This is a genomic window from Gemmatimonadales bacterium, assembly GCA_019637315.1.
Taxonomy (GTDB): Bacteria; Gemmatimonadota; Gemmatimonadetes; order Gemmatimonadales; family GWC2-71-9; genus SHZU01.
On sequence record JAHBVU010000022.1, the window covers coordinates 1 to 12570 of the forward strand.

Sequence of the window (12570 nt, forward strand, 5' to 3'; positions counted from 1 at the left end):
TGCTGGAGAAGAAGGACGTCTATACCCGGGGCCATTCGCAGCGGGTCAGCTGGTACGCGGTCAAGACGGGCCTGGTGCTCGGGTACACCGGGGCGCTGCTCGATCAGATCCGCTTGGGGGGCGACCTGCATGACATCGGCAAGATCGGCACCCGCGACGCGGTGCTCCACAAGCCCGGGCCGCTCACGCCGGAAGAGTTTCTGGAAATCCAGAAGCACGTCATCGAGGGGGAGGAGATTCTGGAGCCGCTCCGACAGGATCATCCGGCGGTGCTGCAGATCGTGCGGTTCCATCACGAGCGGCTCGACGGTTCCGGCTTTCCGGATGGCCTCAAGGGCGATGCGATTCCCATGGTGGCCCGAATTGCCTGCGTGGTCGATGCCTTCGATGCCATGACGACCAATCGCGCCTACCGCACCTGTCGCGGTCCTGCGGAAGCGATGGAGGAGCTGCGCCGCTGCGCCGGGCGGCAGTTTGATCCCGAAGTCGTCCTGGCGTTCGAGCGTGCCTTTCCCGATCTGGACAAGTTGCTCCCCTCGTCCTGAGGCGGACCATTCCATTCTTCGACGTAAAGCAAAACACAGATGACCTCTTCGACCCTGATGATCTCGGTATCCGGCATGCGTGGCCTCGTCGGTTCGGACCTGACGCCCGAACTGGTGGCCCGCCACGCGGCTGCTCTTGGCAGCTGGGCACGATCGAGCGGTCGGCCGCTCGTCGTCCTGGGCCGCGATGCGCGAACCAGCGGGGAGATGTTCACCCATGCTGCCGTTGCCGGGCTGATGTCGGTGGGCGTGGACGTCGTCGACGTCGGCGTGGTCCCGACACCGACCGTGCAGCTGGCGGTGGAGCACCATCACGCGGGGGCGGGGCTGATCATCACGGCGAGCCACAATCCGATTGCCTGGAACGCCCTCAAGTTCGTTGGCCCTGACGGGATCTTTCTCGATGCCGCTGCGGGCACTGCGGTGCGTCGGCTGGCTGAGCAGGGCGTGCCGCGCGGCGGCTGGGACGGCATCGGATCGTTGCGCACCGACCCCGACGCGATTGCTCGCCATCTCGATGCGGTCCTGGCCTTGCCGCTGATCGACGCGCCGCTGATCCGGAGCCGCGGATTTCGAGTCGCGCTCGATTGCGTTCGAGGGGCTGGCGGGCGTGTGATTCCGGCGTTGCTCGAGCGTCTAGGCTGTGAGGTCATCGGCATCCATCTCGAGACCGACGGCCGGTTTCCCCACGAGCCGGAGCCGATTCCGGAAAACCTGGGCGACTTGAGCCGACTGGTGCGCGAGTCGGGAGCCGATATCGGGATGGCGGTCGACCCGGACGTCGACCGACTCGCCCTGGTCGACGAGCGCGGCGACCCGATCGGCGAGGACTATACGCTCGCCTTTGCGGTGCGGGCCGTCCTGGGTCACCCGTCGAGCCGCGGGGACGGCTCCATCCCGACCGTGGTCGCGAACCTGTCCACCTCGCTCGTCGTCGAAGACGCGGCACGGGAGTGCGGCGGCCGATTCGTGCGCGCGCCCGTCGGCGAGGCCAATGTTGCGGCCACGATCAAGGCGGAGAAGGCGCTGATCGGGGGCGAAGGTAACGGGGGCGTCATTCTTCCAGCGCTCCACATTGGTCGTGATGCGCCGTTAGGTGTGGCGCTGATCTTGCAGCATCTTGCGGTGACGGCGCAACGACCGAGTCAGATCGTTGCAGCGGCGCCACGGTACAAGATCGTCAAAGCCAAATCCCCACGGGGCATCGACTTAGACGTTCTGTACCCGGCGCTGCGCAGCCGGTTCCCGGACGCCGAGGCCGATATGAGGGATGGGCTTCGGCTCTCCTGGTCGGATCGGTGGGTGCATGTTCGTCCATCGGGAACCGAGCCGATCATCCGGTACATCGCCGAAGCGCCTACGGAGGCTTTGGCGCAGGAACTCATTGCAACCTGTCAGGGCCTGTAACTATGTGCGGAATTGTCGGATACGTAGGACCGCGGCAAGCGGGCAGCATCCTGCTCGATGGTCTCAAACGGATGGAATACCGGGGTTATGACTCGGCCGGTATTGCGGTCATCAACGGCGCCGGCGTCAAAGTCCGCAAGGCTGCGGGGAAACTGGGAGTGCTCACTGAGCAGCTCAAGTCCGGCCCGCCCGAAGGGACGGTCGGCATCGGCCATACCCGATGGGCGACTCACGGAGCGCCGACCACCCCCAATGCGCATCCCCATCTCGATCAGTCGGGCCGCATTGCCGTGATCCATAACGGCATCATCGAGAACGCGACCACGATTCGCAAAGCGCTCGAGATGCGCAACCACACCTTCCAGTCGGAAACCGACACCGAGGTGCTGGCGCATCTGATTGGCGAGTACTACACCGGCGATCTCGAAGAAGCCGTGGCCAGCGCCCTGTGGGACGTCGAAGGCGCCTACGGCATTGCGGTGATCTGCTCGGAGGAACCGGGCACTCTGGTTGCTGCGCGCAACGGCTCGCCGCTGCTGGTCGGTGTCGGCGACGGCGAGTACTTCGTCGCCTCAGACGCCTCGGCCATTCTGGAGCATACCAGGTCGGTCGTCTACCTCGACGACGGCGAAATGGCGGTGCTCAAGCGCGACGGCTACCGGGTGCGCAACCTGACCCAGACGCACGTGGCCAAGACGGTCAACCAGATCGAATGGGACCTCGCCACCATCGAGCGTGGCGGCTACCCCCACTTCATGCTCAAGGAAATCTTCGAACAGCCGGACAGCCTCCGGAATACACTGCGCGGACACCTGCTCGAAGAAGAGGGGACAGCGCGGCTGCGCGGTCTCAACCTGTCGGACGACGACCTCAAGCGTTTCGATCGTATCGTCATTACGGCCTGCGGCACCTCATGGCATGCCGGCTTGATCGGCGAGTACATGATCGAGGAACTGGCCCGCGTGCCGGTCGAGGTCGAGTACGCGTCCGAGTTCCGGTATCGCAATCCGGTGCTCGATGATCGTTGCCTGGTCATTGCCATTTCGCAGTCGGGCGAGACGGCCGACACGCTCGCGGCCATTCGAGAGGCCAAGCGGCGGGGCGCCCGGGTCATCGGTCTCGTCAACGTCGTCGGATCCACGATTGCGCGCGAAGTCGATGGCGGCCTCTACCTGCGCGCCGGTGCAGAGATCGGCGTTGCGAGTACCAAGGCATTCAACAGTCAGGTCGCTGCGCTGGCCATGGTGGCGCTTCGGTTGGCGCGCCTCAAGAACCTGAGCCTGCTGCAGGGTCGCGAGTTCATTTCGGCGCTGAACCGCCTGCCTGATCAGATTCGTCAGATCCTGGCGCGCGCGCCGGAAATCGAAGAGCTGGCCAAGCGATACCATCAGGCCACGAACTGCCTCTACCTGGGCCGCGGCGTCAACTTCCCGGTGGCGCTCGAGGGTGCGCTCAAGCTCAAGGAGATTTCCTACATCCACGCCGAGGGCTACCCGGCGGCCGAGATGAAGCACGGTCCGATCGCGCTGATCGACGAGAACATGCCCGTCGTAATCATTGCGCCCAAGGACGCCGTCTACTCGAAGATCGTGTCCAATGTCGAAGAGGTGAAAGCGCGGAAAGGGCGCGTCATTGCCCTCGTCACAGAGGGTGATGTCGAGATCGGCAAGCTGGCGGAGGAAACGTTCCCGCTGCCGGCCACGCACGACCTGCTGACACCGATTCTGGCGAGTGTCCCGCTGCAGCTGTTCTCGTACTATGTGGCGGTGCTGCGCGGATGCAACGTCGACCAACCCCGGAACCTCGCCAAGAGCGTTACGGTCGAGTAGCGATTTCCTGCTGAGTCGAATAGCGGCGCGTGCCTTCGGGCATGCGCCGCTTTTGCGTCGGGGCGAAATCCAGGCGTGCGTGTGGGGCGCGGTCGTTCGTCGTTCTATTCGATCGCATGTCGATGCGACCACGACGGTGCCCAGGAGGCAACAATGCGCAGCATCGCTCTCGCGATTCTGGTGTTGGTCGGAGGATCGGATCTCGGCCTGGCCCAAGATGATCCCCTGCTGACTGAAGCCGAAGCCAGCCGTGAAGTGCGGGTGATCAGGCGACTGGGCCCCGACGCGCGGGCTCGGATCGAAGCACTGCTGCAGCACGCCCGCGCCGCCGGCCTGCCCACACAACCGATCGTCGAGCGGATCGAAGCCGGTCAGAGTCGGCGCACTCCGGCGTCGCAGCTCGTTGCCACGGCGGAGGCCACGGTGGCTCGACTCGAATCGGCCAGCCGAGAGTTTCGGGATGCTGGTCGGCTCGCCGATCAGCGCGAAATCGTGCTCGCGGCGCTGGTGCTCGAGCGGGGCGGGAGTCTCGATCAGCTGGCGTATCTCCTTCGGTCTGTCTCGCCAGCACGGTCACTGCTCGTTCCGCTCGACGTCATGGCCCGCCTCGCGGCGCAGGGTACCGAGCCGGGACGAGCGGTCGAGCAGGTGGGGCGGCAGCTGGCCACCGGCGCCGACGACCAGGCCATCGCGATGTTGCTAACCTCAAACATTTCAAGACATTAGCGCTTTGACAGGAGCTCTGTAAGCAGTGGGCCTGTCATCGTAATAGGCCGCCGTTCGTTCTGATAAGCTTGTGGTAATCGCCCCCGCAGAGATTGGGCTTCGAGTGATGCGAACCCCAAATCTTTGCGGAGCTGTATATGCGCGTTGTTTCTCTTCTCGTACTGGTCGCCGCAGGCGCCGTACCCCTGTATCGGTCGTTCGAAACACGCCCCGCCGTCGCAGCCTCGGTGGATCGGCCGGACCTCGTCATCAAGGCGATGGACTATGCGTTCGAGATGCCGATTTCGATCCGTCCCGGCCAGTATCGGATCCGAATGGTCAACACCGGCAAGGAGTTACACCACGTCTGGGTGATGCGGCTCGAACAGGGCAAGACGGTGGCGGACCTGCTCGCATCCCTGCGGGCCGGCGTCCCGTTGCCATCCTGGGTGAAGAACCTGGGAGGTCCCAATGCGCCGGTGCCCGGCGGTGAGTCTGTCGCCGTCGTCGACTTTGCACCCGGCAGCTACGCAATTGTCTGTTACATCCCTTCGCCCGACGGGACGCTCCATATCATGAAGGGGATGGTCAAGCCGGTCGAGGTTGCCGGAGCGCCGCTGCCGCCGCTCGATCTTCCCGTTACGGCTCGTGCGTCGTTGACCGACTACGATTTCGTCTTTGCCGAGGCGCTCACACCGGGGCAGCACGTGATCGAGTTCTCGAATCGCGCCAGCCAGGTGCACGAGGCCTTTCTGGCCAAGCTGGCGCCCGGCAAGACGGCGGCCGACCTGCTGCACTGGATGGAGAAGTGGGAGGGGCCGCCCCCCGCCATGCCGGTCGGTGGCATCACCGGCATCGAGGCTGGGGCCAGTCAGAAGGTGGTCGTATCCCTCGAACCTGGTACCTACGCATGGTACTGCTTCGTGCCCGACGCCAAGGATGGACGTGAGCATGTCCATCACGGCATGGTGAAAGAGTTCACGGTTGGAGCGCCGCAGGCGCGCACGAAGGGGGCACACCATGGCGCGCACTGAAACCAGGCTGCGCCCGACCGTGCTGCTGGCATGTCGCTCGGCAGCGCTGGCGGCGGTATTGGTCGCGATGGCGGGGTCGGCTGCCGAGGCGCAGATCGGCGGGCTGCTCAAGAAAGCCAAGAAACAGGTCGAGGGGACGGTGGCCGGATCGCCCGCCGAGGCGGCGGTGCCTTTCGACGAGGTCATCCTCGAATTGACCGAGGCGCGCCTGGCACAGCTCATTGCCGGGTTTGAGGCGGGGCGGCGCGTCCTCGATGGAACGGAAGGCGGACCGAGTCTGGCTTCGCTCAGTGTGGATCGGGAGCGAGCCATCGAGGAGCGAGTTCGCCTGTACGAGGCGAACAGCGCGGAGATCGAGCGCTACGAGCGGAGCACGGTCCGCATCCGGGACTGCCGCGACGATGCCTTCGCTTCGCTCGAGCGGGCGCAGCGTGAACGGTACAACGAACGGGTCATGAGCGATCCGGCCCTGCAGCAGGTTGTCACCTCACTGGCCCAGGAACTCGCAGCGGCAACCCAGGCGGGTGACACCGCAGCGATGCAGCGGGTCCACCGACGGCTTCAGGAGGCGGCCAGGATCGCGGCATCACCCTCGGACTCGGCGGCGATCGACGGTCGGTGCGGACGGATGCCCGTGGCGCCTGCGGTGATTGCGAGGATTGAATCGCTCTCAGAGCGAGAACAGAGCGCTGCTCAGACGATTCGCGGCATGGAAGAGCGTGCCTCGCGCGAGGAGGCTCGTGTCAGTGAGTTGCAGCCACGCCAGCTTGGCATGGCGCGAGAACGGATCCTGCTGTATCTGTCAGCCCGGCCCGAACGTGCCTCGCGCGGCTTCAGCCCGGCGGAGCGCGCCAGTCTGAGCAGCCGCCGCACCGAACTGCAGCGCTACTTCTGATCCTCATGCAGGTTGCCCGCCTCGTTCCGCTGCTCGGCGTGACGCTGCTGGTTGCGTCGAGCGGCCCCGCCTTCCCGGGTGGTGACGAACCCGGCCTGCCCGTCTCCTCGCTGGCGCGCTGGCAGAATGGTCGCTGGCAGACATGGTGGCGCTCGGATCGTGCGCCTCAGGTGTGGTCCGAGGATCAGCACGTTCTCACTGCTGGCGTGGCCTGGGCCGCGACGGCACCGGCCATCGAGATGGCGCAGCTCAAACTGTCCGGCCGGCGAGGAGCCTGGCGAACCCGGCTCGTCGTTGTTCGGCTCGACCCCGCAAGGCTCAGGCTGAGCCTCGAAACAGGGTACGGAGCCGATGGTCAGCCTGCTTGGCAAGCGGATCGGGTCGGTACGGACGTCCTGTTTGCGGTCAACGCAGGTCAGTTTGTGCGCACCAGCCCCTGGGGTTGGTTGGTGCTCGACGGGGTCGAGCGGCTGCCGCCCGGCTCGGGCCCACTCTCGACGGCGCTGACGGTGGATCGGGAAGGGCAGGTTGGGTGGGTCGCCGGCGATTCGATCGCGGCCCGTCGAGGCCGCGGTGAAGTGCGGTTTGCTTTTCAGTCCTATCCGACCCTGCTCCGTGGCGGCCGGGTTCCTGAGCCGCTGCAGCGAGCCGGACGGGGTGTCGACCTGGCGCATCGAGACGCCCGGGCGGCGATCGGTGCTGACTCGGATGGCCGTTTGCTCGTTGCGATGACCCGTTTCGACGGACTCGGCGATCAGCTCGGGTTCGTGCCGTTAGGCTTGACGACGCCCGAGATGGCGGCGGTAATGGGGGCGTTAGGCGCCCGTGAAGCCGTGGCGCTCGATGGCGGCATTTCGGCGCAGATGCTGGTTCGGGATGCCGAGAAGGCGCTGGTGTGGTCCGGGCTTCGCAGGGTACCGCTGGCTCTGGTCGCGCGGGGTCGGTCGTGATGCGGGAGGCGTCGGTCGTACCCCTCTTGACAACAAGTGTTGCAACACTTATAATCTACCCATGCCAATAACGTTGCAGGAAGAGCTGCGCCAGAGCAAGCCGTTCCCTTCGCCGGAAGCCGAGGCGGCGGTGAGTCTTGCCCGAACGGCGGCCTGTCTCGACCATGCGACGGCCGAGATGCTCCGACCGTACGGCATCACGGGAACGCAGTACAACGTGCTCCGGATCCTTCGAGGGGCCGGGCCCCAGGGCCTCTGCCGCAACGAGGTCCGGGATCGGATGGTTGCTCCGGTGCCTGATGCCACCCGTTTGCTGGACCGGCTCGTGTTCCTTGGCTTGGTCACCCGGGATCGTGATACACCCGATCGGCGCTATGTGACCGCCCGGCTGACGGAGGCTGGGGCCACCTTGCTGGCAGAACTCGACCCGGTCGTTGCCGCCGGCAATCAGCGCCTGCTTGGTCACTTGGGCGAGGAGCGGTTGCGGCTGCTGATCGACCTGCTGGCCGAGGCGCGCAACCGGCCGTAAGCCTTTTTATTTCGCTAGATAGATGTTGTAACACTGGATGGAGGAACACATGATGAGTGACGTCTCGACAACCGAGATCCTGACCGTGGACGCTGCTGCCCGGGCCCGCCGGTCGATCCGTTCCTATCGGCCCGAACCGATACCGGCCAGCGAGTTGGCCACGATCCTGGAGGTGGTACGCCTGGCGCCGTCGGCCTTCAACCTCCAGCCCTGGCGCTTCGTCACGGTCGAGTCGCCCGAGGTCCGGGAAGCGCTCACCGCAGCTGCGCACAACCAGCGGCAGGTCCGTTCGGCGCCCCTGGTACTGGTGCTCTACACCGACATGCAGGACACCCTGGCAACCCTCGACCGCGTCGTCCACCCGAACATGCCGATCGAGCGGCAGGCCGAGGTGCAGGCGTACATCCGGAACGCCTTCGCCGGGAAGTCCGAGGCGGAACGTGAGGCGTGGGGCGCTGAGCAGGGCTTCATTGCGCTCGGCTACCTGCTGCTCACGGCCGAAGCGCATGGCTATCAGACCTCGCCGATGGCGGGGTTCGACGCGGAGAGTGTCAAGCGGTTGCTCGGCCTGCCGACTCATGTCCGCGTCGTTGCGCTCGTAGCCATCGGCCGAGGTGCGGAGTCTGGGTTTCCACACCATCGCATCCCGCTGGAGCAACTGATGCGAGTGGCATGAGGCCGGTGCGCGCCAACCCTTGCCAACAACATCAACCTTCTGAAGGAGATTCAATCATGTCCGCAGTTGACACTACCACGGTCTGGACCATCGATCCGATCCACACCGTCGTCGAGTTCGCAACCAAGCATCTGATGATCACGACGGTGAAGGGCCGATTCGGTGCGGTCTCAGGCACCATCGTCAAGAATGGCGCCGGCTCCAAGGTCGAGGTCGAGATCCAGGCTGCCTCGATCGACACGCGGGCTCAGCAGCGCGATGACCACCTGCGCTCCGCCGACTTCCTCGAAGTCGAGAAGTATCCGACCATTACCTTCGCGAGTCGTCGGATCGACGGGGCATTCGATACCCCCGGCGACGAGTTCACCGTGATTGGTGACCTGACCATTCACGGTACGACGCGGGAAGTCGCCCTGGCGGCGGTCTACGAAGGCCAGGGTCGTGATCCCTGGGGTGGGGAGCGGATCAGCTTCAGCGCGGCAGCCAAGATCGACCGCAGGGACTACGGGCTCACCTTCAATCAGACGCTCGAAACGGGGGGCGTCCTGGTTGGTAACGATCTCAAGGTGACCCTCGAGGTGCAGGCGACGAAGTCCAGCTGAGCGCAGTGCGGGAGCGGGCGGTTGTCCGCTCCCGGCATTCCCTTGTCAACCACGATCCGGCCAGCGACTTTCGTGACGTCGTGAGTCCATCGGTCTCTTCGTCGGTGCAAGGAATTCGGAATGCGAGTGCTGCTGCAGCGGGTCTCACGGGCGTCGGTCTCGGTCGATGGAGAGGTCGTCGGGCAGGTCGATCGCGGCTTCTGTCTTCTGGTCGGCTTTACTCACTCCGATACGCCTGACGAAGTCACCTGGATGGTCGACAAGGTTCTGGGCCTCCGGCTTTTTTCCGATGCGGAGGGCAAGATGAACCTCGGACTGGCCGATGTCGGCGGGGGGCTGCTCGTCGTCTCTCAGTTCACGCTCTATGGCGATGCGGCGAAAGGGCGACGCCCCTCGTTCCTCGATGCGGCCCGCCCGGAGCAGGCGATTCCCCTCTACCAATCGTTCTGTGCGCAGCTCGAGGCCCGAGGGCTTCGGGTCGGCACCGGACAGTTCGGCGCCGAGATGGTGGTCGAAATCCACAACGACGGACCGGTGACACTGATGCTCGAGCGCGAGCATGTCTGATCGCCCGATCGTGCTGGCGTCCCGGTCACCGCGCCGCAAGCAGTTGCTCGAGATGCTGGGTTTGCCGGTCATCGTTTCCGCGGCTGACGTGCAGGAAATTCCTCTGCCGAGAGAGCGTCCGGGCGCGTACTCCGCCCGGCTGGCGCGCGACAAAGCTCGGGCGGTGCCGGGGCAGTACGTGCTTGGTGCGGACACCATCGTCGTGATCGACGAGGCCATTCTCGAGAAGCCTGCTGACGCCGATGATGCGGTCCGGATGCTGGAACGGCTCCAGGGCCGCCGGCACGAGGTGATCACCTCGGTCTGCCTGATTGCCGATGGAGTCGAGTTTCAGGCGCAGGATGTGACGGCGGTGTTCTTTCGTCCGGCCACGACCGAGTGGCTTCAGTCGTATGTCGCCACCGGTGAGCCGATGGACAAGGCCGGCAGCTACGGGATCCAGGGTTATGGCGCGGCTCTGGTCGACCGGATCGAGGGTGACTTCTTCGGCGTGATGGGGTTGCCGGTCCGGCTGGTGATCGACCTCCTGGCCCAGGCGGGGCGACCCTATCGATTTGCACCGGTCAGCTGAGGCGATAGACCGGCACGGTATTTCGTTTGCCGCGCAACTCGAGACTGGTGACCTGTTCGAGCGGGGGTGGTGTGCGGAGCTGCTTGATCACGGTTTCCGCGACCCGAATCTCGCCGGGCGCCGCGGCGTCGGCCAGGCGTGACGCGACGTTGACGGTATCGCCGATCACGCTGTATTCGAGGCGCCGCTCACTGCCCAGGTAGCCGGCAAAGACCTCACCGTGATTGATACCGATGCCGATTGCGAGCGTGGGTCGTCCGATGGCTGCGGAGCGCTGATTGAACGTCTCGAGCCGCGCCTGCATGGCGCGGGCCGCCCCGATGGCCTGCGCCGCGTCGTCCGGCGTCCCGATCGGAACGCCCCAGACTGCCAGGATGGCGTCGCCGATGAACTTGTCGAGCGTGCCGCCCCACTCGAACACCACGTCGACCATTTCGGTGAAGTACTCGGTCAGCAGGCGACTGAGCGCATCTGGCGCCATGGTCTCCGCAATCGCGGTAAAGCCGCGAATATCGCTGAAGAGTACCGTGGCGGGACGGCGATCGCCGGTGAGCTGGATGGCGGTCGGCTCGCGGGCAATGCGTGCGGCGACTTCGGGCGCGAAGAAACGCTCGAAGTTGCTGCGGATCTGTGCTTCACGCCGATGCTCTTCGGCGTAGGCCAGCTTGCCCAGGCTTACCGCTGCCAGTCCTCCAAAGGCAAAGAGCATGGCCGCCTCCTCGTCTTCGAAGGGACGGGTGGCGGTCAGGGTGTCGACATAGAGAACGCCGAGCACCCGCTCGCGCGAGGCGAGGAGCGGAGTCGAGATCGCCGCGCGAACTCGTTGCAGGATGACGGAGCCGCTGTTGAATCGCTCGTCGGCCTCGGCGTTCTCGGTCAGGATCGGCGCTCGATCGGTCACGGCGCGCTGTGCAATCGAGCGAGGAACCCGCATCGAGGCTTCGTCCCCCAGGCGGCTCTTCTGTCGGGCCGGAACGAGCTGGCCTGAGGCGTCATCGAGCAGCAGCAGCGAGACTCGATCGACGGGCAGCAGGTCGAACGAAAGATCGACGATCGCCTCGATCAGTTTGTCGGTTTCGAACTCGCCTGACAGCTTGGTGGCAACCTCGAGAATGCGGGCGAGGCGTTGCGCCGGAAGGCTGGCATCGAGATGGGCCGCCGCAGGAAGGGAGCGCACCACCGTGCCCTCCGGGGCCTGGTCCGCAGCCAGCGGATCTGGCCCGTCGGCAGGCTGGTCGAACCGAAAGGCGACTTTACCGAAGAGGACCGCATCACCGGGGAACAGTTCGCCGGTCGAGACCCGGACGCCGTTGATCGTGGTGCCGTTGGAGCTGCCGAGGTCTCGAACGACCAGGCTGTGCGGCGTTGCGGTCAGCTCTGCATGCCGCCGTGAGACGGTTGGATCCGGGATTACTGCGTCGCAGTCGGGCGACCGGCCGAGCATGACGGGATGGCCTGGCAAGACGACGATGCGCTCGCCGTGCCCGACCCCGATCAGCGTGTGCGCGGCGGTCATTACTGCGGCGCCGCGACGACGTAACGTCCCGGACCCGGGACGCGCGCCGCCAGGAGGTCGGACCCCGGGCGCGAAGTCGGCAGGTAGACGACGCGACCATCGGGTTCGAGCCGGGCAAGGAAGAGGGCCGCTTCGTACCCGAGGTCGCCGCCGTACCGTTCGCGGGCACCGGCTGGCGCGACGAAGTCGAGCGCGTAGCTCATCGCAACGGTGACGAGCGAGGCGAGCTGCCCGCCCTCGATTTCGAGGTCGACGCCGTAGCGGCCGGGCAGGGAACGGACGCTGATGCGAACCGAATCCGTCGTCGGCACAGCAAGCGAGGTGTCGGCTCGGCGGGGCGGTGCTGTCACGTCGGCCAGCGAGCTCAGGGTCGAGTCGGCAATTATGACGACGGCAAAAAGGCTGTTGTCGGGCGGGCCGCGCCGCACGCTGATGACGCGCCGCTGGCCGCCGGGGATGATGACTGTCGTGTCGTCCGGGGGAATCCCGGCGGATTCGAGAATGAAAGCGGTCGCCAGGGTGCCGGGAAGCGGCGGGGGAATGACCTCCGGGCCGCGCGTGGGCCTGGGCGGAGCCGGGGAGGGAATGCCGCAGGCGCCGACCGCTGCCAGCAGGGCGAACAGGATCGGTATATTGCGCCGGTGATGGCCAGGGCGTCGATGCTGATCGGGCTGCTCGGTGCGGTTGCGCCGCTCGGAGCCCAGGGATGGAATGAGCCGGCCGCCCTGCGTCTGGCCGAGCATG

At 65.7% G+C, this 12570-nt stretch carries 14 protein-coding genes; 12 read left to right on the forward strand and 2 right to left on the reverse strand.

Features of this window, described 5'->3' with window-relative positions:
- From KF785_15535 to maf, 12 genes are all read left to right on the forward strand, one after another.
- A partial coding sequence (locus KF785_15535) for an HD-GYP domain-containing protein (protein ID MBX3148175.1) occupies window positions 1-545 on the forward strand: 545 nt, incomplete at its 5' end.
- A 39-nt stretch (window positions 546-584) separates the two neighbouring features.
- Window positions 585-1952 carry a phosphoglucosamine mutase gene (gene glmM, locus KF785_15540; protein ID MBX3148176.1) on the forward strand — a complete coding sequence of 456 codons (1368 nt, stop codon included), beginning with the start codon at window positions 585-587 and terminating at the stop codon, window positions 1950-1952.
- Between the two features lie 2 nt (window positions 1953-1954).
- On the forward strand, window positions 1955-3781 hold the full coding sequence (gene glmS / locus KF785_15545; protein ID MBX3148177.1) for a glutamine--fructose-6-phosphate transaminase (isomerizing): 1827 nt from the start codon (window positions 1955-1957) through the stop codon (window positions 3779-3781).
- A gap of 153 nt (window positions 3782-3934) precedes the next feature.
- Window positions 3935-4507, forward strand: coding sequence for a hypothetical protein (locus KF785_15550; GenBank protein MBX3148178.1), 573 nt, complete (start codon window positions 3935-3937; stop codon window positions 4505-4507).
- A gap of 137 nt (window positions 4508-4644) precedes the next feature.
- A complete protein-coding gene (locus KF785_15555) occupies window positions 4645-5520 on the forward strand; it encodes a hypothetical protein (GenBank protein ID MBX3148179.1) in 876 nt (291 codons plus the stop codon).
- Complete coding sequence (locus KF785_15560) at window positions 5507-6415, forward strand: hypothetical protein (protein ID MBX3148180.1); 909 nt, start codon at window positions 5507-5509, stop codon at window positions 6413-6415. The genes KF785_15555 and KF785_15560 overlap by 14 nt, the downstream gene beginning before the upstream one ends.
- Before the next feature lie 5 nt (window positions 6416-6420).
- Window positions 6421-7365: a phosphodiester glycosidase family protein gene (locus KF785_15565; GenBank protein MBX3148181.1), complete on the forward strand. Its 945-nt coding sequence runs from the start codon at window positions 6421-6423 to the stop codon at window positions 7363-7365.
- Between the two features lie 61 nt (window positions 7366-7426).
- Entirely contained in the window at window positions 7427-7894 is a 468-nt protein-coding gene (locus tag KF785_15570) for a winged helix-turn-helix transcriptional regulator (GenBank protein MBX3148182.1), read from the forward strand.
- A gap of 52 nt (window positions 7895-7946) precedes the next feature.
- Window positions 7947-8570, forward strand: a complete 624-nt coding sequence (locus KF785_15575; protein ID MBX3148183.1) for a nitroreductase family protein — start codon at window positions 7947-7949, stop codon at window positions 8568-8570.
- 56 nt (window positions 8571-8626) lie between these two features.
- Window positions 8627-9172 carry a YceI family protein gene (locus tag KF785_15580; protein MBX3148184.1) on the forward strand — a complete coding sequence of 182 codons (546 nt, stop codon included), beginning with the start codon at window positions 8627-8629 and terminating at the stop codon, window positions 9170-9172.
- Between the two features lie 120 nt (window positions 9173-9292).
- Window positions 9293-9739, forward strand: coding sequence for a D-tyrosyl-tRNA(Tyr) deacylase (gene dtd, locus KF785_15585; GenBank protein ID MBX3148185.1), 447 nt, complete (start codon window positions 9293-9295; stop codon window positions 9737-9739).
- Window positions 9732-10310 carry a septum formation protein Maf gene (gene maf / locus KF785_15590; GenBank protein MBX3148186.1) on the forward strand — a complete coding sequence of 193 codons (579 nt, stop codon included), beginning with the start codon at window positions 9732-9734 and terminating at the stop codon, window positions 10308-10310. The genes dtd and maf overlap by 8 nt, the downstream gene beginning before the upstream one ends.
- On the opposite strand, the gene KF785_15595 is transcribed toward maf, so the two are convergent.
- Together KF785_15595 and KF785_15600 are read right to left on the reverse strand one after the other, a co-directional pair.
- The gene (locus KF785_15595; protein MBX3148187.1) at window positions 10303-11826 is read right to left on the reverse strand and encodes an FHA domain-containing protein; all 1524 of its coding nucleotides are present in this window, start codon (window positions 11824-11826) and stop codon (window positions 10303-10305) included. The genes maf and KF785_15595 overlap by 8 nt on opposite strands.
- Window positions 11826-12569: a hypothetical protein gene (locus KF785_15600; protein ID MBX3148188.1), complete on the reverse strand. Its 744-nt coding sequence runs from the start codon at window positions 12567-12569 to the stop codon at window positions 11826-11828. The genes KF785_15595 and KF785_15600 overlap by 1 nt, the downstream gene beginning before the upstream one ends.
- Window position 12570 lies beyond the last annotated feature (1 nt).